Here is a 22829-nt window from a genome sequence, read left to right as displayed (position 1 = left end):
CTTTCTTGGTCCAAGTACTCAAAATCCACCATCCCGGCCCGCGCACGCTTAAGAGTCGTACACCAGCCCCCCCGGGCCCGCCGGGGTGGGTGGGTGGGCGGTGGGCCCGGGGGGCTGGCCGATAAGTCCAGATTGCGCTGGCCGCCAGTCCAATCTAGCATGCGCGCCATGGCGATTTCGGTTGAAACCTTTTTTCTCGATCCCACGGCGCAGGGCACGCTGCAATCTCAGATTCAGCAGATGGTCGCCGAGGGCATCCTGTCCGGGCGGTTCCAGCGTGGCGAGAAGATGCCTTCCTCGCGCAAACTGGCCGCGCACCTGGGAGTGGCGCGCATCACCGTGACCGCCGCCTATACCGAACTCGTTGCCGGCGATTACCTGGCCTCGCGCGGGCGATCGGGCTATTTCGTCTCTGAAACGGCGCCTGAGCCTCCCGACTTTCCCCAGCAGCCCCCAAGCCAGGACAGCATCGACTGGTCGCGCGCGCTGGGCCAGCGCTTTTCCGGCGGTGTCACGCCGGTAAAGCCGCAGGACTGGTCCTCCTACCGCTATCCCTTCGTCTACGGCCAGACCGACCCGACGCTGTTCGACCATGCAAGCTGGCGGCAATGCGCCTTGCAGGCCCTTGGACAGCGCGACTTCGCCTCGCTCACCTCCGATTACTATGACCAGGACGATCCCGAGCTGGTGAGTTTCATCGCCCGCCACACGCTTCCGCGCCGCGGGATCATCGCCCTGCCCGATGAAATCCTCGTCACCATGGGCGCGCAGAACGCGCTCTGGCTGGCCGCGCAGGTGCTGCTGACCCAGCGGCGCACAGCGGCGATCGAGGATCCCTGCTATCCGGCCCTGCGGGATATCCTGACGCAATCGCGTTGCCGCGTCACACCTGTGACCGTTGACGCCGATGGCCTGCCCCCTGCCGCCATCCCCCTGGAAACAGATGTTATTTTCACCACACCAAGCCACCAATGCCCCAGCACCGCCACCATGCCGCTGGCCCGCCGGCAGGAGCTTCTGCACCGCGCGCGCGAAATGGACGCGCTGATCGTCGAGGACGATTACGAGTTCGAGATGTCCTTTCTCGCGCCGCCCTCGCCGGCGCTCAAGTCGCTCGATCGCGACGGGCGGGTGATCTACGTGGGCTCCTTCTCGAAATCGCTCTTTCCGGGGTTGCGGCTGGGCTATCTTGTCGGCTCGGCCCCCTTCATCCGCGAGGCCCGCGCGCTGCGCGCCTCGGTCTTCCGCCACGTGCCCGGCCACATTCAGCGCACGGCGGCCTACTTCCTGTCGCTGGGTCACTATGACAGCCTGATCCGCCGCATGGGCGACACACTACGCCAGCGGCGCGAGGTGATGAGCGCCGCCATCGCCGAGCATGGCCTGACCGTTTCGGGGCGCGGCGTGTTCGGTGGGTCGTCCTTCTGGATGCGTGCCCCCGATCACGTCGACACGCAGGTCCTGGCCGAGCGGCTGAAACCCCGCGGCGTCCTGATCGAGCCGGGCCACCCCTTCTTTGCCGATCCCACCCAGGGCCGCAGCCATTACCGGCTGGCCTATTCCTCGATCCCGGCCCCGCGCATCGCCGATGGCATCGCCCGCATCGCCGAGGTGATTGACGCACGAGACTGGCCTTAAGGGCGCAGTCCATCTGGCCCTAACGCCATCCACCGCAACCCCGTATTTTCGGCCCGATCGCGCCGACTCGGCCGCCCTTTCCCTGCTCAAAGGATGAACGACCCATGAAAATGACCACCGAAGAGGCCTTTGTTAAGGTTCTCCAGCACCACGGAATCGAACAGGCCTTCGGGATCATCGGTTCGGCCTTCATGCCGATCTCCGATCTCTTTCCCAAGGCCGGTATCATGTTCTGGGACTGCGCCCATGAAGGCTCGGGCGGAATGATGGCCGATGGCTATACCCGCGCGTCGGGCAAGATGAGCATGATGATCGCCCAGAACGGCCCCGGCATCACCAACTTCGTCACCGCCGTGAAGACCGCATATTGGAACCACACGCCGCTTCTGCTGGTCACGCCGCAGGCCGCGAACAAGACCATCGGCCAGGGCGGCTTCCAGGAAGTCGAGCAGATGAAACTGTTCGAGGACATGGTCGCCTACCAGGAAGAGGTGCGCGATCCCACCCGCGTGGCCGAGGTGCTGAACCGCGTGATCACCAATGCCCGCCGCGCCAGCGCGCCGGCCCAGATCAACATCCCGCGCGACATGTGGACCAAGGTGATCGATATCGACCTGCCCGAAATCGTCGAGTTCGAACGCCCCCGCGGCGGCGCACAGGCGCTGGCGGACGCCGCCAAGCTGCTCAGCGAGGCGCGCTTCCCCGTCATCCTCAATGGCGCAGGCGTGGTGCTGGGCGGGGCAATCCCGGCCTCGATGGCACTGGCCGAGCGGCTCGATGCGCCGGTCTGCGTGGGCTACCAGCACAACGATGCCTTCCCGGGCTCGCACCCGCTCTTTGCCGGGCCGTTGGGTTATAACGGCTCGAAGGCCGCGATGGAGCTGATTTCCAAGGCCGATGTCGTGCTCTGCCTCGGCACCCGCTTGAACCCGTTCTCGACGCTGCCGGGCTATGGCATCGACTACTGGCCCAAGGACGCGAAAATCATCCAGGTCGATATCAACCCCGACCGGATCGGCCTGACCAAGAAGGTCAGCGTCGGCATCGTCGGCGACGCCAAGCAGGTGGCCGAGCAGATCCTCGATCAGCTGTCGGGCACCGCAGGCGACGAAGGCCGCGCCGACCGCAAGGCGCTCATTGCCACCACCAAATCCACCTGGGCCCAGCAACTGGCCGGCATGGATCACGAAGACGACGATCCCGGCACCACCTGGAACCAGCGCGCCCGCGCCGACAAGCCCGACTGGATGAGCCCCCGCATGGCCTGGCGCGCGATTCAAAGCGCCCTGCCGAAAGAGGCGATCATCTCGTCCGACATCGGCAACAACTGTGCCATCGGCAACGCCTACCCGTCTTTCGAAGAGGGGCGCAAATACCTCGCACCCGGCCTCTTCGGTCCCTGCGGCTATGGCCTGCCGGCGATCATCGGCGCGAAAATCGGCTGCCCCGACGTGCCCGTCGTGGGCTTTGCCGGCGATGGCGCCTTTGGCATCTCGGTAACGGAGCTTACCGCCATCGGCCGCTCCGAATGGCCGGCGATCACCCAGGTCGTGTTCCGCAACTACCAGTGGGGCGCAGAGAAACGCAACTCGACGCTGTGGTATGAAGACAACTTCGTCGGAACCGAGCTCGATGAGCAGGTCTCCTATGCCGGCATCGCCAAGGCCTGCGGCCTGCAAGGCGTCATCGCCCGCACCATGGATGAGCTGAAAGACGCGCTCGACCAGGCGATCAAGGACCAGATGGCCGGCAAGACCACGCTGATCGAGGCGCTGATCAACCAGGAACTGGGCGAGCCCTTCCGCCGCGATGCCATGACCAAGCCCAACGTTGTGGCCGGCATCGACCCGGCGGACATGCGCCCGCAGAAGGTCTGATCAATGGCGGGACCCGGTGACAGGGAATTCATCCTGGTCCTCAACGCCGGGTCCTCGTCGATCAAGTTCGCCGTCTTTGATGGCGAACTGACCGAACAGCTTTCAGGCATCGCCGCGGAAATCGGCGGTGCCTCTTTCCTGCGCATCGGCCAGGACGAGGAAAAATCCCCCTTCATCGACCACCGCGCCGCCCTGCGCGCCGTGCTTCAGGCTCTGGCCAATCGCGGCTTTCCCATCTCGCGCCTGCGCGCCGCCGCCCACCGCGTCGTCCACGGCGGGCGCAAGCTTACGCAACCCGTGCGCATCACGCCCGACGTGCGCGCCGAAATCTCGGCCTGTTCGCCTCTAGCGCCGCTGCACAATCCGCACAACCTCGCCGCCATTGACACCCTGGCCGAACTGGCCCCCGACCTGCCGCAATTCGCCAGCTTCGACACCAGCTTTCACAGCACCAACCCCGAGGTCGCCACGCGCTACGCCATCCCCAAGATGATGGAGACCAAGGGCATCCGCCGATACGGCTTCCACGGGCTGTCATATGCCTCGCTGGTCCATCATCTGCCCGCGATCTCGGGGGAGCCGCTGCCCTCGCGCCTCCTGGCCTTTCACCTGGGCAACGGCGCCTCGCTCTGCGCCATCAAGAATGGTCAGTCGATTGCCACGACCATGGGCTATTCGCCGCTCGACGGGCTGACCATGGGCACCCGCTCGGGCGGGATCGACGCCAATGCCGTGCTGCGTCTCGTCGAAGATCACGGGCTCGAACGCACCAAGGCGATCCTGAACCACGAAAGCGGGCTCCTGGGCCTTTCGGGCGGCAAATCCGACATGCGCAAGCTGATGCTCGACCATACCGCCGACAGCGATTTTGCGATCGAGCATTTCTGCTACTGGACGCTGCGCCACGCAGGCAGCCTGATCGCCGCGATGGAAGGCTGTGATGCCATCGCCTTTACCGGCGGCATCGGGGAAAACGCGCTTGCCGTACGCGCGCGTATCCTGCGCGGGCTGGAATGGCTGGGCGTCCGTATGGACCCCGATGCAAACCACGCCAACCGCCCGCGTCTGCATGCCGACAGCTCGAAAATCGCCATCTGGATCGTCCCCGCGCGCGAGGAAGAGATGATCGCCCGTGACGCGCTGACGCTGATGGAGGCCGCGTGATGCGCACCCCTCACGCCATCGCCACCGTCACCGCCGTCGACGCCACGATATCGTCCACGCTGGCGCCCCGGCTCAGGTCGCAGACCGGCCGCCGGAACCCCTGCAGGAACGGTCCCAGCGCCTGCGCGCCCGCCAGCTCCTGGCACAATTTGTATGCGATGTTCCCCGCATCCAGATCGGGAAAGATCAGCACGTTGGCATTGCCCGAACCGGCGCCTTTCTTCGCCGCGATCACAGGGTTCAGCGCGGCATCGGCCTGCACCGGCCCGGCAAACCCGGCCTGCTCCGCCGCCGCACGTACGATCTCCACGCTGGCCCCCGTGCCGCTGGTGCCGGTTGAAAACGACAGCATCGCCACATGCGCCACCCCCAGCAGCGCCTCGGCCGACCGCGCCGAAGCCCGCGCGATATCGGCCAGCTGTTCCGCATCCGGTGCCACGTTCACCGCGCAATCGGCAAACACCATCTGCCGCCCATCGGGAAACAGCATCACGAAAAACGATGACGGCGTTTCGATCCCCTCATCCGGTCCGATCGCCATTGCCGCCGCCTCGATCACCCGGCGCGTCGGGCTGTCGGCGCCGGCAACCATGCAATCGGCTTCGCCCGCCGCCACCATCGCCGCCGCGCGGTACAGGGGCTTGGCCAGCAGCCGCCGCGCCATCGCCTCCTTCGTGCCCCGCGCCGCCACGATCGCCGCCACCTGCGCGTCGCTCACCTCAGACAGGCCCACCGGCTCACAGATGCCTTCGGCACGCAGCCGGTCGCAGGCCTCGGCCACCCGTGGCTCATCCATCTCCGGAAACACCACCCGCGCGCCGCGCGCCCGGGCAAGGCCATATATTTTTTCCATGAAATCCATGTATACCTCCGTATGCACCGAAAGGAGCCAGCAATGACCGACACCGTCAAGATCAATCGCGGCCTCAAGGGCGTCTATTTCGAACGCTCCGGCGTTTCCAACATCGACGGCGCCAAGGGCGAGCTCACCTATCGCGGCTACTCGATCCACGATCTCGCCACGCAATCGACATTCGAAGAGGTCGCCTATCTGCTGATCTTCGGCGAGTTGCCCACCACGCAGGAGCTTTCCGATTTCGATGCCCGGCTCAAGGCCACACGCGAACTGCCGCCCGAGGTGTTCGACATCATCGCCGCCTGCAAGGGCGGCCACCCGATGGACGTGCTGCGCACCGCCGTCTCGGCACTCGCCGCGCTCGAACCCGCCAGCCAGCAGGTGGGCGAAGAGGCCTTCATCGAAAACGGCATCCGCCTCACCTCTCAGGTGCCGATGATCATCGCCGCGCACGAGGCGATCCGCAACGGCCGCGCCCCCGTTGCCGCTGATCGCGGTCTCACCCATGCCGCGAACTGGCTCTGGATGCTCAAGGGTGAAAAACCCAGCGATGATGCCGCGCGACTGGCCGATGTCGATTTCATCCTGCATGCCGAACATGGCAGCAACGCGTCGAGCTTCGCCGCCCGCGTCACCGTCGGCACCGAGGCCAACCTGCATGGCGCCATCGTCACCGCGCTTTCCACGCTGGCCGGTCCCGCCCATGGCGGCGCCGCCGAGGACGTGATGAAAATGGTGCACGAGATCGGCAAGCCCGAAAACGCCGCCGCCTACGTGAAACAGAAACGCGCCAACCGCGAGGCCGTCACCGGCTTCGGCCACCGCGTCTACCGCGCCGAAGACCCCCGCGCGCGTCACATGCGCGAGGGCGTCAGGAAACTGGGCGAGGAAATGGGCGCCCCCGAATGGTATGAAATCCTGCAGGCCGTCGTCGAAGCGATGAAGCCCTATGCGCGCCACGGCCTCAACGTGAATGTCGATTTCTACTCGGGCGTCATCTACCAGCTGCACGGCATCCCGATGGATCTCTACGTGCCGATCTTCGCCATCGGCCGCATGCCCGGCTGGATCATCCAGTGTATTGAGCAGCAGCGCCAGAACATCCTGATCCGCCCGCTCACGCTCTATAACGGCCCTGACACGCGCGCTTACGTCCCGATGAACCAGCGATGATCGAAACCGCCGCACTGGCCCCGGGCGAACTGGCATTTGCCATTGCGGCGGTCTTTCTCGCCGGGGTCGTGCGCGGTTTCACCGGCTTTGCCCTCTCGGCGCTCATCATGGCCACGCTCGTCCTGCTCATGCCCCCGGTCGAGCTCATTCCCGTCTGCGCCCTGCTCGAGCTCGCCTCCTCTCTCGTACTGATGCGCGACGGGTTTGCTGCCGCGGACAAGCGCATGGTCCTCATCTTGCAAACCGGCGGGCTGATCGGCGTTCCGGCCGGGCTTTACCTTACCAACACGGTCGACCCGGATATTTCCAGGCAGTTGGCCCTCCTGCTGATCGTCACCCTCGCCCTGATGCAGCTCGCCCGCATCCGCCTTCCGGTTTCCGGCGCACCCCTGCCCACGTTTCTCACCGGGATCACCTCGGGTTTCGCCACCGGCCTCGCCTCGATCGGCGGCATGGTCATCGCGCTCTACGCGCTGGCGCGCAACCTTTCGCCACGGGTCATGCGCGGCTCGCTCATCCTGCAGATCTTCATCGGCGGCACGCTCGGCCTCATCTGGCAATCGCTCTACGGTATGCTCACGCCCACGGCCTTCTCGCGTGCGGGGCTGTTGCTTTTCCCGATGCTGGCGGGCGTCTTTCTGGGCCGCACACTCTTCACCCCGGCCTACGAGTCCTACTATCGCCCGTTCAGCCTCCTGCTGCTGATCGGCCTCGGCCTCGCGGGCCTCGCGCGCACGCTGCTCTAGGCTTCGGCTCTTTCTTGGTGAAAATACTCAAACGCGCAACGCACGCCACACGCGCTGCCGGCAAGGATGCGCGCGCCCGGGCGGCGCGGGGTGGGTGGGCCGGCGCAACACCTGCCGCCGCGCGCCCGCCATCAAGGGAGCGCCGCCCGGGCCCCGCCTTACTTGCCGCGCCAGGTGTCCAGCCAGCGCCGGATCCGGCCCTTGCGCTCGCGCACGCTCTGGCTCACCGAATCCCAGTTCTCCCCGGCATCATCCACCATCGGGTCGATCGTGCGCTCGCGGAACTGCCGCCAGGCCGCGCGAATGAACAGAAGCGCCACGATCAGGAACACGAAGAAGAAGATGTTGAACCACGGAATCACCCTCACATCGGGCGATGCGACCGGCCGGATCGCCACGGCGTTCGGAAAAACCGACCACAGTTCGTTGCGCCAGCCGTAATGGGTCATCACCGCCCATTGCGGCGCCTCCTTGGTCGAGCGCAGATCGTCGGCTTCCGTCTGCAGGTTCGCCGTGTCGAACTTGAAATAGAACGGCCAGGACCACCCGGTATCCTCGTTGCGATACACCATCGGCTCTTCCCCGCCGGTGCGGTAAAAGCCCAGAAGCCAGGTTTTTTTCTTCACCGTCTGGATGAACTGCACATCGCGGTTCACCAGCCCCGCTGCCTGGTCATCGGGATGCGCCCAGAACACGCGGGTCCAGTCGCCCAGGTCCTGCCGCTCCTGATAGGTGTTCACCACCCGCACCACGTCATGCTGCGGCAAGGTGTAATGCCCCAGCGCGAAAAGGGCGGTCCAGACCACGATGCGGATTGTCCATTTCACATAGCTCAGCATGGGCTGCACCCCTTTATCAGTTGATCACGACCATCAGGATGGTCGCCAGAATCGCCGGAATGACATAGACCAGCAGGATCAGCTTGGGCCGGATCGAGCGGTCGTACTCCTTCATCCCCTGTTCGACATAGGCATCCCGGGCCGTGCTGTCATCGCTCTCGGGATTGTCCTCGTCCCACTGGTCCTCCAGCTTCTCGCGCCGCACCGAACGCGAGTAAAGCGAAACCGAAAAATAGACCACGCTCAGGACGACAAACCCGATCACCAGCACTCTCAGGAATCCGAACATCGTCTATCTCCTTACCGCACCCCAGGGGCCCACGCGCTCGATGATCTCCTCATGCGGCACCCGGCCATCATCCTCCAGCGGCGCATCATGGCCAAAGAGTGCCCTTCGCGCCCCCGCCTTGTCCACCTGGTATTCCCGGTGCAGGAAATCGGCGACATAGGTCTTCTTGGTCTCGCTCCAGCCCGCATAGAGCCGGTAAAACAGCTCCTTGTGGCAGATGAAGAGCTGCCGCACGTCCTTCGGCGCCAGCTCGCTCAAAAGCATGTTCACCAGGTCCCGGTCGGCATGGTCCGCCGCCCGCAGCGTATAGAAATAGGCCGGGTGATCGCTGGTGATCCGCGGCCAGCGCCCGCCATCCTCGGCCCAGGCCAGGAGTTCGGCCAGCCCGTGATATTCCGCCGGCAACCGCCCGGCATTCGCGCGCGCCAGCGCGCGGATGTCGGCCCGTGTGGCCCCGGTCAGGTCCACGCCCGCATCCTGCGCCGCGTCGACAACTATGAAATCCATCTTCTGGCGCAGGATCGCGGCGGCATCTATCCCGCGCGCCCGCACGATCGGTTCAACCAGGCTGTTGAACTCGAAGAACTTGGCGATCTGGTTCCGGTCGTTCAGATCGAAGGTATACTTGATCGGCAGCGGCCCCAGCACATCCTTCGGCCCCGATGAAATCACCGCCGGATGCGCCATGCCGCGAAAGAGGTAGAGCCCGCCGAAAAGCGCGGTCCAGAAATTCTGCTGCTCGAACTCCATCTGTTTCAGCTGCACGGGGTTGCGCGTCACGTCGCCGGTTTTCTTCGCCATGCCGATCATCTCGGCGATCAGCACGTCATCGAACCAGGCATCCTCCTCGGTCTTGAAGCGGTCGACCAGCTGGCCCAGCCTCTTGGCCTGGCGCACCGTGCCTTCCGTCGTATCCGCCTCGACAACGATCTTGCGAATGTCGAACAACCGCTGCGGCGCGTCCGCCACGAAGATCGAGTTTACCAGCTCGCCCGCCACCGCATCCCGCGCGGTCAGCGCGAACAGCTGCGCCTCGTTGTCGTCGATGAACTGCCGCAGGATGCTCCGGCTGGTCGAGAACTTCGCATTCAGAAGCGGCGCATTCTTCTGCTCGGTCGTCAGCAGGATAAACTGCCGGTTCACCCCGTTGTGGTTCAGGTAAAGATGATCGCCCAGCTCATCCCCCACCTCCGGGCTATAGCCCGAGATTTCGATATGAAAATCCTCCAGCGCCGTGCGCTTGCCCGTCAGATGTTCCAGCGCCCGGTTGTATCGCTCAATCAGGGCGGGGCTCGCCACCTCGATCAACTCGCCGAACATCAGACCTTTTTCGATCAGGCGTTTCATCTACCCTGCCCCCTGGACACCCAGCGATGCGCCCGGCCCGTGGGCGGGGACAGAATGCGCCCGCCCATGGGGGCGGGTCGGGCGCATCGCGGCTTCGCCGCGGGGCACCACGATTGATCCATGCGCTCAACCATCCTTCCCCTCCAGGTACCGCCGCTTGGCCTCTTCCTGCCGGCCGAACTCACGCACCATCGTCTCGATGGCCACCTCGTCCGACTTGTCGGCATAGCGGAATTCCGAATCCGCGTAACGGTTGATCTCCTGGATCACCATCTCGATGGTAATCGGCTGGCGCAGTTCCGCGATCATCCCCTTCTTGGTGTCGTAATCCTTCAGCAGGAACAGGTCGGGGTCTTCCATCCACTCGTCCGGCAGTTCGAAATCCATCGCCCGCACCTTCACCGCATCGGTGATGTTCTTGATCGCGCGGCCGGTGAACCTCTCATCCGCCTCCTGGATGCCCTTCAGATAGGTGCCCAGCTTGGCTATGGTATCAAGCTCGCCGATCTCCTTGCCAACCCGCTCATAGACCCGCATCAGCCCCTCTTCATGCGGCCGGTTATGCGAGTCAAACGACCGAGCGACCGCCTTCTTGATCTCCTGCGCGGCATAAAGCTCGTGCTCACCCAGCGGGATGTCGTGGTTCTTGCCCATCAACAGGTGCAGGATGTCGATATAGTCTTCCCGCGTCTGCGGCCCGTCGACCAGGAACCGGGCGCCTGCCCGCTGCCGCAGCGCGTCGTCCACGTTCTCGGGGTAGTTCGAAAACATCCCGAAGGTGCAGTTGCCCCGCACCACCGTGTTCGCCCCGGCAAAGGCCTCCATGAAAACCGCCGTCACCTCCTGCTGGCCCGCGCTCGACTGCCGGTCGCCGCGCTTGCCGGCGATCTGGTCGATATCGTCGATCGTTCCGAACCCGATCACCGACGGGTCCAGCACATTCTGCACGAACGCCTTGGCATTCTGCCCCGACTTGCCCTGGTAGCTGTCGATATTGTCGATCCCGAAATTCTGGTAGCGGAACGGGAACCCCGCATTGTCGCAATAGCCCTTGATCAGCCCCGCCATCATCTGGATCAGCGTGGTCTTGCCCGTCCCCGGCGCGCCGTCGCCCATGAAGGTAAAGATGAAGCCGCCCAGCTCGGCAAACGGGTTCAGCCGCCGCTCGAAATCATAGGCCATCAGCATCTTCGACAGCTTCATCGCCTGGTACTTGGCGATATGGTTGCCCACCACCTCGTGCGGCTTCTTGAATGTCATGGTCAGAACGCTGCCGCGCGCCTTGTGCGCCGGCTGGAACCCGCGGATGTCGAACTCGTCGGCCTCCACCTTCCACGACGCCCCGGTAAACGGCTCCAGCCGCCCGGCGGTCTGCGCCCGCAACGCCGCCTTCTCCATAAGCTGCTCGGCATAGGCGCTCACCGTCGCCACCAGCCGCGCATCATCGCCGGCAAAGGCGGCGATATCCTGGTCCAGCTCCCACAGCGCGCCATGCAGCGCCAGCTGGCCATTATCGGTCAGAACCTCCTCGGCCTCGCCCACCTCGACACTCACCTCGGTCAGGTGCGGCGCCAGCAGAAACGCCGTGGCATTGCCGAAGACATGCAGCGTGATCAGCGCCTCGGCGGTCAAGAGCTCGGAAAACGCGGTCTTGCGGTCCGCCGGCAGCGCCCCTTCCAGGTTCGCGCGCTTCAGATCGGCCAGCCCGGTCTGCTCGCCGTAATTCTCGGCCACCGCCAGCGCGATCGCGATCGCGCGGCGCAGCGCGCCCATCACGCTGGCCTGCGCCGGGCTCACCAGCGGATCATCGCCATCCGCCGCCTCGATCCGCGCCAGCAACTGCACGCCCTCGGGCCGTGCAGTCGAACGGGTGACCAACCCCGGCGTCGTGGTCCGGAACCGCCGCCGCGTGCCAATCCCCGCCGAACGCTCCTCGCTGGCCACCTCCTTGCCCTTGGCAATCCGCGGCGTGTGGTCGAACCCTTCCAGCATCGACGCGGCGGCCGCGTAATGCTTGCGGATGTCCTCCTCCCGCAGCTCCATCTGATCGCTTGTCCGGCTCATCTCTCACCCAAACCCATGCTTCATCTTGCTCCAAATACTCCCGCCAGGGGCGCCCCGAATTTTCGCAGAAAATTCGCCCCTTACCGGTAACTCAGCACACGCCCCTCGCGGCTGACCACGAACTTGCGCACATTCGCGAAACCCGGCGGCTGGCGCTCTTCCAGCACCTGGTAGGGCCGCTGCGGCAGGATGATCGCGCGCTCGGTGCGCGTGGCGCCCGTGTCCACACCCCGGCCCGAGAACGGGTCCAGCGCGAACACCTCGCGCTCGACGGTCGAAAACCATCCCGCGCGCTCCTCGGTCACCCGCTCGCTCTCCAGCTCCTCGATCGTCCAGGCCAGCGCCCAGTCCTGCCCCTCGGGCGATCTCGCGTCGCGCAGCACCTCCCGCAGCGGGCCGGTCTGCAACGTATAGGCCGAGGAATACATCGGCCCCAGGTGGAACCGGCGCAGCCGCTTGGGGTGCAGGTCGTCGAAGTCCTCGTCGAACCCGCGCGCGATAGTGACCAGTTTCAGCCCGCCCACCGATTGCCCCATCAGGTGCGCCTGCACCTCGGGCCAGCGCCGCTGATCCTTGGGCAGTGCCGTGCGCCCCGAATCCTCTACCTCCATCAGGTAGATCGTCGGCAGGTTGATGGTGCTGTCATAAACCGCCCAGTGCAGCAGGTATTTGCGCCGCCGCTCCTCGATATTGCCCTGCCACACCGCCTGCGGATCGTTGCGCGCCCAGAAAAGCTCGCCGCGCAGCAATTCCTCGTAATAAAGCCGCTGGCTCAGCGCGAATTGCAGCTTCGTCGGGATCTCCCGGTCGCCCAGGATCTTGCGCACCATCTCGTCCTTCAGCGCCTCGGCGCTGGGCATGTGCTCCAGATGCTTGGCCGCCTGCGCCGCGTCGTTGGCCATCACCAACAGCTCGTTGAACACCGGAAAACCCGATTCCACCCGGTCCATCTCAAGCGATCCGAAAAACCGCCCCGTGTCGCGCCCGACCAGCAGGTATTTCATGCTCAGCGCCTGGAACGTGTATCCCAGCGCCACGATGTAGCGCGTCAATATCTCCACGTCCTCGGCGCCCAGCTGCCCCTCGGCCCGCATCTGCGCCGCCACCCGCGTCAGGTGCGCGGTTATCGCCTCGAACTTGGCGAAATAGCGCCGGCTGGCCAGCGTATCGCTCAGCCCCACGTGATCGCGGTCCATCGTGATATCGTCGCGGCGATCGGTGATGTCAGTCATCGCTTCCCCCGGAGGCGCAGGTATCGGCGGGATAGTTGGTACCGTCGTAATCCGACAACGCCCGCCCGCGCGATTGCCAGGCTGCCCGCACGATCCCGATACCCACCAGGGCGATCCCGCCCCAAACGAACCCGGACCCGAGATCATTGCTCACACCCAACACCAGCGCGATCGCACCAACCGCAATCACAACCGGCCCCCACCACGCACCGGTGTGATACCTCAACTGCAACAGCCAGAAGCGCATCACGCCCCGTACAGGTTCTTGTCGTGCTTCTCGACGATCTTCTGGAACCGGCGGGCAAAGCGTTCATCCGCCTTGGCCTTGGCCTCCAGCACCTCGCGGGCGAACACCATGTGTTCCTCGTGCGCTTCCATCATGTCGGCCATGCGCTGGTTGGTCGCCGCCCCGATCGCCGCCATCGACGATTGCGCTTCCTTGTCGGTCTCCACCCCGATCTCGTTGATCCGGTGGGCCACGTCTTGCTGCTGCGCGGTTTTCAGCGATTTGGTCAGCGCGTCATACAGAACCACCCGCTGTTTCGTATCCGTCTGCAGCTTGTTGATCAGCACCATCTGCGTCGCCGCCTGGTTCTGCAGGCTGTCGATCCAGGTCTTGCCCTTCTCGATATAACGCTCCAGCGTCTGGCTCTTGGCCAGCTTCACCTGCTCGTCCTGCACCAGCTCGTTGTACTTCGAGTTCAGCTCGGCCAGCTCGGTTTCCAGCTTGGTGCGCGCCGCCGCATCCTGTTCCACCGCGATCTTGTTTTCCAGCTCGATGATCTTCGGATCCATCGCCTGGATTTCCGCCCGCACGGTTTCCAGTTCGCCCACGGTCAGCTCGCGCTCGTCCAGCGTCTCGCTCAGGTTGGTTTCCACCTGGCCCTTCTGCTGGTTCAGCACATCGAGCTGTCCCTGCAACAACTTGGTGATGACGTCGGATTTCGAAATCAAATCCTGCAGCTTGTCGTCGATGCTGGCGCTACGAATGCGCTCTCCGCGCATCGAATCCGATTTGGCCTTGGAAAAGAACCCGACGAAAGTTTCCCAACCGGTCTTCGAGCGCATCTCGTCGAAGTCCTTGGAAAACGCCGCCGTCACATCATCCAGTCCCATGATAAGTTCGGCAATGTTGGCATTCATCAGCTCGGTATGCGCGTGCACTTCGTCCAGCGTGGCGTTCTCGATGTCGATGGCGATGTCCTCGCCCGACTTCATCTTCTGCCGTGCGGTCTCGATCCGGCTGGTCAATTCGGAAATCTTCGCCTGGGCGTCCGCCACCTGCTTTTGCGATTCCAGAACCTGTTCCTCGAAATTTGCCATCAATTACTCCCTTCCGGTCAATCACTTGGGATGGATATGGGCAAAGTTAATTGTTTTTACATTACCCGGACCACTGATTTGACCAAAGTGTTGCAAAACGGCACGACAAAAGGAAGGGGAAAGGCCCCCGGGCAGGGAAATCCATGCCTCGGGCTGAAAAGAGGCGCACCGCGCGTTGCGCTAAAAGTTAACGCGGGGCGACGATTTGCACGGCAGCCGGATGTCAGCCGGGGGGTGCACGCAAATCACCCCCCGATTTTCGGCCGTCCGGGCCAAGTCTTAACGCGGCGTTCTCAGCCCACCACGTTGAAATCCGGACCATAGGGATAGCCGGTGATATTCTCGTTGCCGTCCTCGGTGATGACCAGGATATCATGCTCCCGATACCCGCCAGCCCCTTGATTTCCCTGCGGAATCGTCAGCATCGGCTCCATCGAGATCACCATGCCCGGCTGTAGCACCGTATCGATGTCCTCGCGCAGCTCCAGCCCCGCCTCGCGGCCATAGTAATGGCTCAGCACCCCGAACGAATGGCCATAGCCGAAGGTGCGGTATTGCAGCAGGTCCCGCTCTTCGAAGAAGTCATTGATTTTATGGGTAACTTCGGCGCAGGAGATGCCCGGTTTCAGCAGGCTCATGCCGTATTCATGCGCCGCCACATTGGCCTCCCAGATCGCCAGGCTGGCCGCGTCCACCTCGCCCACGAACATCGTGCGCTCCAGCGCGGTGTAATAGCCGCTGATCATCGGGAAAGTGTTCAGGCTCAGGATATCGCCCCGCTCAAGCACGCGCCCCGTCACCGGGTTATGCGCCCCGTCGGTGTTGATCCCGGACTGGAACCAGACCCAGGTGTCGCGATACTCCGCATCGGCAAAGGATTTCGCGATCTCCAGTTCCATCGCATCGCGTCCCGCCATGGCCACGTCGATCTCCCGAACCCCTTCTTTTACGGCCTCTTTGATCGCGTAACCGCCCACGTCGGCCACCCGCGCGCCTTCACGGATCAGCGCGATTTCCGCTTTCGATTTCATCATCCGCTGGCGCATGCTGGCCGGGGCGATGTCCACCATCGTCACCGGGTTCAGGAAATCCTCCAGCTTGTCGCGCTGCATCAGGGTCAGGTGATCGCCCTCGTAGCCGATTACCTGCCCTTCCCCCGTGACGCTCTTGACCGCGCGCCAGAAATTGTCGCGCTGCCAGTCGGTATAGGTGATGTTGTCACCATAACACCGCCGCCAGGGCTGGCCCGCATCAATGCCCGCGCTGATCGTGACACACTCGCTGTCGGTCACGACAAGGCCATAAGGCCGTCCGAACGAACAATAAAGAAAGCCCGAGTAGTAGGCGATGCCATGCATCGAGGTGAATACGGCCGCGCCCACCCCCATGTCATCCATCATGCTCCGCAAGATCTTCAACCGCGCGGCATATTCGACCTCGGCAAACGGCAGCTTCGCCTTTTCGCCATTGTGGAAACGATACATTTCAGGACGTGCAGTCATAATGACCCTCCTTTGCCCAAAGAAAGGTCCCGGCGTTCAGGACTGTCAGAGAAGCCCGCCTTTGGGGCGACGCCATCGCCCCGGGCCTGATCCTTCCTTGCCCATCGCGCGCGTTCTGGCAAGATGGAATTAACACTTAGCGGGGAAGATCGTCATGCAGGCCAGAACAGGTGATCGAAATCTCATCACGGATGTCGCCGGGCTGACCGTCGGAAACGCCTCCGACGCGGCAATCAAAACCGGATGCACCGTTCTGCTGGGTAACCAACCGTTTACCTGTGGCGTGCATGTCATGGGCGGCGCGCCGGGCACCCGCGAAACCGATCTGCTCGCCCCCGACAAGACGGTCGAACAGGTCGATGCGCTGGTGCTGTCGGGCGGTTCGGCCTTCGGCCTCGATGCCGCCTCGGGCGCGGCAGATGCCTTGCGCGCCATGGGCCGCGGCTTTGCCGTGGGCGATCAGCGTGTGCCGATCGTGCCGGGCGCCATCCTCTTTGATCTGCTCAACGGCGGCGACAAGGCCTGGCCGGACAACCCCTACAAGGCGCTTGGCCGCCAGGCGCTTGCCAATGCCTCGGACAGTTTCGATCTCGGCACAGCCGGCGCCGGCACCGGCGCCACCACCGCCAATCTCAAGGGCGGGCTCGGTTCGGCCTCGGTCGTGCTGCCCTCGGGCCACACCGTAGGCGCGCTCGTCGCCGTTAATGCGCTGGGTTCGGCGACCGTGGGCGATACTCCGCATTTCTGGGCCGCACCCTTCGAAATGGACGATGAATTCGGCGGTCTCGGAGCATCGGCCACCTACCCGGAACCACACCTGCCGCCTACGAAGCTGTCCCAACACGCCAACACCACCATCGGCATCATCGCCACCGATGCGATACTGACACAGGCCCAGTGCACCCGCCTCGCCACCGCCGCGCATGATGGCTATGCCCGCGCGCTGGTGCCGTCGCACACCCCGATGGACGGCGACCTGATCTTCGCCGCCGCCACCGGCACAAGGCCACTGGAAAACCCGCTCGCGGACACGCTCTACCTGGGTCACGCCGCGGCCACCGTCATGGCCCGCGCCATCGCCCGCGCGGTTTTCCATGCCACGCCCGCCAAGGGCGATACCCTGCCCTGCTGGGCGTCTCTATAACCCTTCATCTTGCCGAAAATATCCCGGGGGTGTGGGGGCTGGCCCCCACGCCGCGCTATCCCAGAAGCGTTTCGACCAGATCGCTGTCCGCCAGTTCCAGCGGCTCGATCACGTCGAAATGATGCCGCCCCTCGGCTACCACGCGGTCACAGGTCCAGGCCTCGGCCAGCCATCTCGCCTGGTCCAGGAACGCGGGCCTCTCCTCGGCACCCACCCACACCGTGACGGGCACATCCAGGCGGTTCTGCATCAGAATAGGGCTTTCCGCCGCTGCCTCTGCCTCATCGAGCTTCAGGTCGGCATTCATCGAGGTCTTCAGAAGCGGCCGCAGATCCGCCACGGGCGAGATCGGAACGACCTTTCTTAGTCGCGCCGCCACCCCCGGGGCCAGCAGACCCGGTTCCAGCATGCGCGATACCAGGTGCCCGCCGGCTGAATGGCCGGCCAACACCACCGGCCCCTCCACCATCGCCGCCGCGACATCGATAGCCTGTGCAACCTCGCGGGTGATCTCGCTGATCCGCACATCGGGGCACAGATCGTAAGACGGCATCGCCACGGCCCAGCCCCGCGCTTCGGCACCAGCGGCCAGATGCGACCAGTAGGACTTGTCGAATTTCAGCCAATAGCCGCCGTGCACGAACACCAGAAGCCCCCTTGGGGCGCCTTCCGGCAGGAACAGGTCGAACCGCTCGCGCGGGCGCGCACCATAGGCCAGGTCCAGCCGCGCATGATCGTCATGTGCCGTGCGCGTCCGCCACATCCGCGCGGCTTCGGCCCATCGCGGGGGATAGTCCTCGGCCCCCGGAATATGGGCAGCATTGGCATAGGCATCGTCCAGTTCCACGGCAACTCTCTCCCTATCTGGCCCTAGACAATCCTAGGCCCAAATGCTTTGCCTTGACGAGACCAATTTCCGCACATCCACGAAGGGGGGATACGCCCATGCTCGACACTGTCACCAATCTCGCATCGCTTCTCAAGGACCCGACACTCCTTGTCACCAAGGCCTATGTCGCCGGTGAATGGGTCGATGGCGAAGGCGGCAAGACCTTCCCCGTCACCAACCCCGCCCGCGGCGACGTGATCGCCGAAGTGGCCGATCTGTCCCGCACCCAGGTGGCCGATGCGATCGCCAAGGCCGAATCCGCCCAGAAAGAGTGGGCCAAGTGGACCGGCAAGGAACGCGCCGCCGTGCTGCGCCGCTGGTTCGATCTGATGATGGAACACCAGGACGACCTTGGCACCATCCTGACCGCAGAGATGGGCAAACCGCTCGGCGAAGCAAGAGGCGAAATCGCCTATGGCGCCAGTTTCATCGAGTTTTTCGCCGAAGAGGCCAAGCGGGTCTACGGCGAAACCATCCCCGGCCACCAGCGCGACAAACGTATCACCGTGATCCGCCAACCGATCGGCGTCGCCGCCTCGATCACGCCCTGGAACTTCCCCAACGCGATGATCACCCGCAAGGCCGGCCCGGCCCTGGCCGCCGGCTGTTCGATGGTTGCCCGCCCCGCCAAGGAAACGCCGCTTTCCGCGCTGGTGCTGGGGGAACTGGCCAAGCGCGCGGGCATCCCCGATGGCGTGTTTTCAGTCGTCACCTCGTCCAGCTCCTCGGAAATCGGCAAGGAATTCTGCGAAAACCCTGCCGTGCGCAAACTCACCTTCACGGGCAGTACCGAAGTGGGCCGAATCCTGCTGCGCCAGGCCGCGGACCAGGTGATGAAATGCTCGATGGAACTGGGCGGCAATGCGCCCTTCATCGTCTTCGACGACGCCGATCTCGACGCTGCGGTCGAAGGCGCGATCATGTGCAAGTTCCGCAACAACGGCCAGACCTGCGTCTGCGCCAACCGCATCTATGTGCAGGCCGGCGTCTACGATGCCTTCGCCGAAAAACTGGCCGAGAAGCTGGCCTCGATGAAAGTGGGCGACGGCCTCGAAGAGGACACCGCCTTCGGCCCGCTGATCAATCCCGACGCGGTCGACAAGGTGCGCGAACATATCGACGATGCCCTCTCGAAAGGCGGCAAGATCACCTTTGGCGGCAGTCAGCACAATCTGGGTGGCACCTTCTTCCAGCCCACGATCATCACCGGCGCCACCCAGGAGATGCATGTGGCCACGGACGAAACCTTCGGCCCGATGGCCCCGCTCTTCAAGTTCGAGGACGAGGACGAGGTGATCGCCATGGCCAACGACACGATCTTCGGCCTCGCCTCCTATTTCTACGCCAAGGATCTCAGCCGCGTTTACAAGGTGGCCGAAGAGCTGGAATACGGCATCGTCGGCGTCAACACCGGTATCATCTCGACCGAAGTCGCGCCGTTTGGCGGGGTCAAGCAATCGGGACTGGGGCGTGAAGGCTCAAGCCACGGCATCGATGAGTTTCTCGAGATGAAATACATCTGCATGTCGGTCTGATCCGCAGACAGTCCCAGCGAAAAACCAGCGCGCCGCTCACAGCCGATGGGCGGCGCGTTTCCATCCCTCCACCATATATCGAACGCCCCGCTCTATTCCTCGGGGCAGCGCGACAGGCGGATGATTTCGGCCCAGTTGAACCGCACCCTTATCCCCCGCTCCTTCAGCCAACGATCCTGCAGCAGATAGGCCTCGAGCTCGGGCTTGCCGATACAGGGCCAGTCGCGGTTCAGAAGCTGAACATCGTGGATCAGTTCGTGCAGCAGCACAGAACGGTCATAGACATCATCGGCCGACCACGGACGCACGAGGTAGATATTGCGTGCCTCCAGATCGAAGGCCGCGTTCAGCATGTCCTCCACGATCAGTTCCCTGCCTTCATAAGGCACGGTTTCCCCCACGTCGCAAAAGCTGACGGCGGGCGGATCGTAGTAACTGCGCGTCACGTCATAATCGGTGTGCAGCGCGATCCATCCGATCAGCGCGTCGAAGCCGTCCTGCCCCATAACATCCCTGACCGTGACGCGGTCTGCGCAATCGCTCTCAGCGAAAGCCGCGATACCGCTCATGACGATCACGGTCGCGGCAATTAGGCGAAGCACCCATTTCATCCTGCAATCCTTGTATGGGGAGACGAAGCTCACACCGATTTTCCTGCCGGTCAAGATTTTTCCAAGGATTGACGCGTGACCTGCGTCCAACCAACGTGATGCGCATGAAAACCAGCGACGAAAGCCTTGCAAAGGCGGCAGCAGACGGGGACGGCAAGGCCTTTTCCCTTCTGCTCGAACGCCACTACGACAGGCTTTTCCGCCTTGCTTTCCGCCTTACCGGCGTACGCTCCGAAGCCGAGGACCTGACACAGGACATCTGCGCCGCCCTGCCGGCAAAACTGTCAGCTTTCCACGCCCAGGCCCGGTTCACGACGTGGCTCTACCGCGTCGCGGTCAACGCTGCGCATGATCGCCGCCGCCGCGCGGCGACACGCGCGCGCCACAACGATGGCTGGGGCGATTGGGAAGCGAACCGCCGCGCCGCCAATGCCGAAACCGCCGAGGCGCTCGACTGGCTGACCCAGGCGATGCGCGCGCTTTCGGACGATCAGCGCGACACGCTTGCGCTGGTGCTCGATGACATGACCCACGCCGAGGCGGCCCAGGTGCTCGGCATTTCCGAGGGCACGGTCAGCTGGCGCATCTCCGAGGCCAAGAAACAGCTGCGCGCGCTGCGCGTGAAAGAGGATCAGGCATGACCGACGATCTTGATGACCTCAAACGCCTGATGGATCAGGCCACACCGGCGTCCGATCCGGCGAGCCGGGCCGCGCATATCGCGCTGGCCCGTAAAAACTTTGCCGAGCACCAAGAAAACGCTGCCGCGGCACGTCGTAACTCCGAACGCCCCGAAGGGGGCCTCATCAAAGGAGTAGCGAACATGCTTGCCCATATGTCCACACGCGGCGCCCTGGCAGCCACGACGGCCCTTGTCGCCCTTGGCGTGGTGATTGCCCTGCCTCAGCTTTCGCAGGCGCCTCTGCCTGATCTGCAACGTCGCTCGGCCCCGGTCGAACTGCAAACCACGGCTGAAGAGTCCGCGCCCGTTGGCCTTGCGGACGAGGCCGAAAGCCCAGCCCCCGAGGGCGAGGCGCCCATTGCGCGCGCCCTGCAAGAAGCGCCCGGCACAGCCCGCCTGCGCACCCGGTCCCAAGGCGCCGAACCCTCGCAAACCCTGGTCGCACCCAAGATGGCGCAACGCCCCGCGCCGGGCGATGATCTCGCTTTACCGGGGCCCGGGCCAAACACCGAGTCCTTCTCGAATGCCGCGCAGAACACTCTCAAAGTCGCTGCCGAGGATCCCGTTTCGACCTTTTCGATCGACGTCGACACCGCCAGCTACGCCGTCCTTCGTTCTTCGCTGACCGCGGGCCAGCTGCCGCCGCCAGAGGCTGTGCGCATCGAGGAAATGATCAACTATTTCCCTTACGACTATCCTGCGCCGCAGGCAGGTGAAGCCCCGTTCAAACCCACCGTCACGGTCACGCCAACGCCCTGGAATTCGGGCACACGGCTCGTGCACATTGGCATCCAGGGGCGCAAACCTGTCACCGACACCCGCCCGCCCCTGAACCTCGTGTTCCTGATCGACACCTCGGGCTCGATGAACCAGCCAGACAAGCTACCGCTTCTCAAGCAAAGCCTTGCATTGATGCTGCCCCGCCTTGACGCTCGGGACCAGGTCTCGATTGTCACCTATGCCGGCTCCGCCGGACAGGTGCTTGCCCCCACCCCCGCCAGCGCGCGGGGCACGATCCTCGCCGCGCTTGACGCTCTTTCGGCGGGCGGCTCAACCGCCGGGCAGGCTGGTCTGCAACAGGCCTACGCCGTGGCTGACAGCATGGCCACGGAAGGCGAGGTTACCCGCGTGATCCTGGCCACTGACGGCGATTTCAACGTCGGCCTCTCCGACCCGGACGCGCTCAAGAACTACATCGCGCAAAAGCGCGACAGCGGCACCTATCTGTCGGTTCTGGGCTTTGGCCGCGGCAACCTGGACGACGCGACGATGCAGGCGCTGGCGCAGAACGGCAACGGTCAGGCCGCCTATATCGATACACTCAACGAAGCGCAGAAAGTGCTTGTCGATCAGTTCTCAGGCGCGCTTTTTCCAATTGCCAACGACGTGAAAATCCAGGTCGAGTTCAATTCCGCGCAAATCGCTGAATACCGGTTGATCGGTTATGAAACCCGCGCGCTCAACCGCGAGGATTTCAACAACGATAAGGTTGATGCCGGTGATATCGGCGCGGGTCACACCGTTACGGCCATCTACGAGATCACACCCGTCGACTCGCCCGCGCGGTTGACCGACCCGCTGCGCTATGGCGCGACGGAACCCGGCACGGATCTGCGCGGCGAACTGGGTTATCTCAAACTGAGATACAAGGCGCCGGGCGCGGAACAGAGCGAGTTGATCGAAACCCCGATCCAACCGGGCAGCGCCGCCAGTGACGACATCCGCTTTGCCGCGGCGATCGCCGGTTTCGGCCAGCTTCTGACCGGCAGTCAGTATCTGGGCGATTGGGGCTATGAACAGATGATCGCGCTTGCCGTGGATGCACGCGGCGATGATCCGTTCGGCTATCGCGCCGAAGCCGTCCGCCTTATGCGCCTGGCCGCCAGCCTGTCGCGCTAATCCCGAAATAAGAAAAGGC

The 22829-nt window shown here is 64.0% G+C and carries 20 protein-coding genes; 9 read left to right on the top strand and 11 right to left on the bottom strand.

Annotated elements, in window-relative coordinates:
* Nucleotides 1-168: 168 nt before the first annotated feature.
* From pdxR to E0501_RS10070, 3 genes are all read left to right on the top strand, one after another.
* The gene (gene pdxR, locus E0501_RS10080; protein ID WP_137701250.1) at nt 169-1638 is read left to right on the top strand and encodes a MocR-like pyridoxine biosynthesis transcription factor PdxR; all 1470 of its coding nucleotides are present in this window, start codon (nt 169-171) and stop codon (nt 1636-1638) included.
* A 104-nt stretch (nt 1639-1742) separates the two neighbouring features.
* Complete coding sequence (gene xsc, locus E0501_RS10075; protein WP_137701249.1) at nt 1743-3515, top strand: sulfoacetaldehyde acetyltransferase; 1773 nt, start codon at nt 1743-1745, stop codon at nt 3513-3515.
* Nucleotides 3516-3518: 3 nt separating this feature from the next.
* The gene (locus E0501_RS10070; protein WP_137701248.1) at nt 3519-4679 is read left to right on the top strand and encodes an acetate/propionate family kinase; all 1161 of its coding nucleotides are present in this window, start codon (nt 3519-3521) and stop codon (nt 4677-4679) included.
* 10 nt (nt 4680-4689) lie between these two features.
* Here E0501_RS10070 and E0501_RS10065 read toward each other — a convergent pair whose 3' ends face one another.
* Complete coding sequence (locus E0501_RS10065) at nt 4690-5541, bottom strand: phosphate acyltransferase (protein WP_137701247.1); 852 nt, start codon at nt 5539-5541, stop codon at nt 4690-4692.
* A 33-nt stretch (nt 5542-5574) separates the two neighbouring features.
* Between E0501_RS10065 and E0501_RS10060 the strand changes: the two genes are divergently transcribed.
* The gene (locus E0501_RS10060) at nt 5575-6708 is read left to right on the top strand and encodes a citrate/2-methylcitrate synthase (RefSeq protein WP_137701246.1); all 1134 of its coding nucleotides are present in this window, start codon (nt 5575-5577) and stop codon (nt 6706-6708) included.
* Nucleotides 6705-7454 (top strand): sulfite exporter TauE/SafE family protein, encoded by a 750-nt coding sequence (locus E0501_RS10055; protein ID WP_137701245.1) that lies wholly within the window; start codon nt 6705-6707, stop codon nt 7452-7454. Before E0501_RS10060 ends, E0501_RS10055 begins: the two co-directional genes overlap by 4 nt.
* 158 nt (nt 7455-7612) lie before the next feature.
* Here E0501_RS10055 and E0501_RS10050 read toward each other — a convergent pair whose 3' ends face one another.
* The 8 genes from E0501_RS10050 to E0501_RS10015 form a co-directional block, all read right to left on the bottom strand.
* On the bottom strand, nt 7613-8290 hold the full coding sequence (locus tag E0501_RS10050; RefSeq protein ID WP_193555898.1) for a DUF1523 family protein: 678 nt from the start codon (nt 8288-8290) through the stop codon (nt 7613-7615).
* A 19-nt stretch (nt 8291-8309) separates the two neighbouring features.
* The gene (locus tag E0501_RS10045; protein ID WP_137701243.1) at nt 8310-8582 is read right to left on the bottom strand and encodes a hypothetical protein; all 273 of its coding nucleotides are present in this window, start codon (nt 8580-8582) and stop codon (nt 8310-8312) included.
* A gap of 3 nt (nt 8583-8585) precedes the next feature.
* Complete coding sequence (locus E0501_RS10040; protein ID WP_137701242.1) at nt 8586-9929, bottom strand: DUF6638 family protein; 1344 nt, start codon at nt 9927-9929, stop codon at nt 8586-8588.
* 126 nt (nt 9930-10055) lie between these two features.
* Nucleotides 10056-11993 (bottom strand): AAA family ATPase, encoded by a 1938-nt coding sequence (locus tag E0501_RS10035; RefSeq protein ID WP_137701241.1) that lies wholly within the window; start codon nt 11991-11993, stop codon nt 10056-10058.
* 80 nt (nt 11994-12073) lie between these two features.
* Nucleotides 12074-13225 (bottom strand): hypothetical protein, encoded by a 1152-nt coding sequence (locus tag E0501_RS10030; RefSeq protein WP_235857805.1) that lies wholly within the window; start codon nt 13223-13225, stop codon nt 12074-12076.
* The gene (locus E0501_RS10025) at nt 13218-13472 is read right to left on the bottom strand and encodes a hypothetical protein (RefSeq protein ID WP_137701240.1); all 255 of its coding nucleotides are present in this window, start codon (nt 13470-13472) and stop codon (nt 13218-13220) included. Before E0501_RS10025 ends, E0501_RS10030 begins: the two co-directional genes overlap by 8 nt.
* Complete coding sequence (locus E0501_RS10020; protein WP_137701239.1) at nt 13472-14548, bottom strand: GumC domain-containing protein; 1077 nt, start codon at nt 14546-14548, stop codon at nt 13472-13474. The genes E0501_RS10025 and E0501_RS10020 overlap by 1 nt, the downstream gene beginning before the upstream one ends.
* A gap of 293 nt (nt 14549-14841) precedes the next feature.
* Entirely contained in the window at nt 14842-16050 is a 1209-nt protein-coding gene (locus E0501_RS10015; RefSeq protein ID WP_137701238.1) for a M24 family metallopeptidase, read from the bottom strand.
* Nucleotides 16051-16204: 154 nt separating this feature from the next.
* Between E0501_RS10015 and E0501_RS10010 the strand changes: the two genes are divergently transcribed.
* Nucleotides 16205-17194 carry a P1 family peptidase gene (locus tag E0501_RS10010; RefSeq protein WP_137701237.1) on the top strand — a complete coding sequence of 330 codons (990 nt, stop codon included), beginning with the start codon at nt 16205-16207 and terminating at the stop codon, nt 17192-17194.
* Between the two features lie 55 nt (nt 17195-17249).
* Here E0501_RS10010 and E0501_RS10005 read toward each other — a convergent pair whose 3' ends face one another.
* The gene (locus E0501_RS10005; RefSeq protein ID WP_137701236.1) at nt 17250-18041 is read right to left on the bottom strand and encodes an alpha/beta hydrolase; all 792 of its coding nucleotides are present in this window, start codon (nt 18039-18041) and stop codon (nt 17250-17252) included.
* A 98-nt stretch (nt 18042-18139) separates the two neighbouring features.
* Here E0501_RS10005 and E0501_RS10000 point away from each other — a divergent pair, with 98 nt between their 5' ends.
* Nucleotides 18140-19618: an NAD-dependent succinate-semialdehyde dehydrogenase gene (locus E0501_RS10000; protein WP_137701235.1), complete on the top strand. Its 1479-nt coding sequence runs from the start codon at nt 18140-18142 to the stop codon at nt 19616-19618.
* A gap of 92 nt (nt 19619-19710) precedes the next feature.
* Here E0501_RS10000 and E0501_RS09995 read toward each other — a convergent pair whose 3' ends face one another.
* The gene (locus E0501_RS09995) at nt 19711-20229 is read right to left on the bottom strand and encodes a DUF6647 family protein (protein ID WP_137701234.1); all 519 of its coding nucleotides are present in this window, start codon (nt 20227-20229) and stop codon (nt 19711-19713) included.
* 104 nt (nt 20230-20333) lie between these two features.
* On the opposite strand from E0501_RS09995, the gene E0501_RS09990 reads away from it, so the two are divergent.
* Together E0501_RS09990 and E0501_RS09985 are read left to right on the top strand one after the other, a co-directional pair.
* Nucleotides 20334-20870: an RNA polymerase sigma factor gene (locus tag E0501_RS09990; RefSeq protein ID WP_170222774.1), complete on the top strand. Its 537-nt coding sequence runs from the start codon at nt 20334-20336 to the stop codon at nt 20868-20870.
* Entirely contained in the window at nt 20867-22810 is a 1944-nt protein-coding gene (locus E0501_RS09985; RefSeq protein WP_137701232.1) for a vWA domain-containing protein, read from the top strand. Before E0501_RS09990 ends, E0501_RS09985 begins: the two co-directional genes overlap by 4 nt.
* Nucleotides 22811-22829: the final 19 nt, after the last annotated feature.

Origin of the sequence: Marimonas lutisalis (assembly GCF_005434965.1) — a bacterium.
Classification (GTDB): domain Bacteria; phylum Pseudomonadota; class Alphaproteobacteria; order Rhodobacterales; family Rhodobacteraceae; genus Marimonas_A; species Marimonas_A lutisalis.
This window is presented reverse-complemented; position numbering and strand designations above follow the sequence as displayed.

Excerpts from the sequence above, each read along its gene's own strand:
- pdxR (WP_137701250.1), top strand. The coding sequence starts at position 169 with ATGGCGATTTCGGTTGAAACCTTTTTTCTCGATCCCACGGCGCAGGGC.
- xsc (WP_137701249.1), top strand. The coding sequence starts at position 1,743 with ATGAAAATGACCACCGAAGAGGCCTTTGTTAAGGTTCTCCAGCACCAC.
- E0501_RS10070 (WP_137701248.1), top strand. The coding sequence starts at position 3,519 with ATGGCGGGACCCGGTGACAGGGAATTCATCCTGGTCCTCAACGCCGGG.
- E0501_RS10065 (WP_137701247.1), bottom strand. The coding sequence starts at position 5,541 with ATGGATTTCATGGAAAAAATATATGGCCTTGCCCGGGCGCGCGGCGCG.
- E0501_RS10060 (WP_137701246.1), top strand. The coding sequence starts at position 5,575 with ATGACCGACACCGTCAAGATCAATCGCGGCCTCAAGGGCGTCTATTTC.
- E0501_RS10055 (WP_137701245.1), top strand. The coding sequence starts at position 6,705 with ATGATCGAAACCGCCGCACTGGCCCCGGGCGAACTGGCATTTGCCATT.
- E0501_RS10045 (WP_137701243.1), bottom strand. The coding sequence starts at position 8,582 with ATGTTCGGATTCCTGAGAGTGCTGGTGATCGGGTTTGTCGTCCTGAGC.
- E0501_RS10040 (WP_137701242.1), bottom strand. The coding sequence starts at position 9,929 with ATGAAACGCCTGATCGAAAAAGGTCTGATGTTCGGCGAGTTGATCGAG.
- E0501_RS10035 (WP_137701241.1), bottom strand. The coding sequence starts at position 11,993 with ATGAGCCGGACAAGCGATCAGATGGAGCTGCGGGAGGAGGACATCCGC.
- E0501_RS10030 (WP_235857805.1), bottom strand. The coding sequence starts at position 13,225 with ATGACTGACATCACCGATCGCCGCGACGATATCACGATGGACCGCGAT.
- E0501_RS10025 (WP_137701240.1), bottom strand. The coding sequence starts at position 13,472 with ATGCGCTTCTGGCTGTTGCAGTTGAGGTATCACACCGGTGCGTGGTGG.
- E0501_RS10020 (WP_137701239.1), bottom strand. The coding sequence starts at position 14,548 with ATGGCAAATTTCGAGGAACAGGTTCTGGAATCGCAAAAGCAGGTGGCG.
- E0501_RS10015 (WP_137701238.1), bottom strand. The coding sequence starts at position 16,050 with ATGACTGCACGTCCTGAAATGTATCGTTTCCACAATGGCGAAAAGGCG.
- E0501_RS10010 (WP_137701237.1), top strand. The coding sequence starts at position 16,205 with ATGCAGGCCAGAACAGGTGATCGAAATCTCATCACGGATGTCGCCGGG.
- E0501_RS10000 (WP_137701235.1), top strand. The coding sequence starts at position 18,140 with ATGCTCGACACTGTCACCAATCTCGCATCGCTTCTCAAGGACCCGACA.
- E0501_RS09995 (WP_137701234.1), bottom strand. The coding sequence starts at position 20,229 with ATGAAATGGGTGCTTCGCCTAATTGCCGCGACCGTGATCGTCATGAGC.
- E0501_RS09990 (WP_170222774.1), top strand. The coding sequence starts at position 20,334 with ATGAAAACCAGCGACGAAAGCCTTGCAAAGGCGGCAGCAGACGGGGAC.
- E0501_RS09985 (WP_137701232.1), top strand. The coding sequence starts at position 20,867 with ATGACCGACGATCTTGATGACCTCAAACGCCTGATGGATCAGGCCACA.